The organism is Chryseobacterium mucoviscidosis, from assembly GCF_002177115.1.
Classification (GTDB): domain Bacteria; phylum Bacteroidota; class Bacteroidia; order Flavobacteriales; family Weeksellaceae; genus Chryseobacterium; species Chryseobacterium mucoviscidosis.
This window is the reverse complement of sequence record NZ_MVAG01000053.1, coordinates 1-215: the sequence shown is the minus strand read 5'-3', so window position 1 is coordinate 215 and position 215 is coordinate 1. Positions and strand designations below refer to the sequence as shown.

Annotated in this window: 1 protein-coding gene; it reads left to right on the top strand. The window is 32.1% G+C overall.

The annotated features are described in order from the left end of the window. Positions 1-215 (top strand): transposase (locus B0E34_RS01170; RefSeq protein WP_165762930.1); only part of this gene is annotated, 215 nt, incomplete at both ends.

Sequence of the window (215 nt, the reverse complement as noted above, 5' to 3'; positions counted from 1 at the left end):
GACATTCATATTTTTGAAAACGGAGATACCCGAAAACAACTTCTGGCAAGAAGCCGGTATTTACTTTACAAAAGCAGAGAAAAATGGACAGAAAATCAAAGTAAACGAGTAAAGATCCTGTTTAGAGAATATCCCGACTTAGAAAAAATCTACCATTTATCGGATAGTTTAAGAAAAATATACAATCAAAATATAACAAAATCCGTTGCCATGTT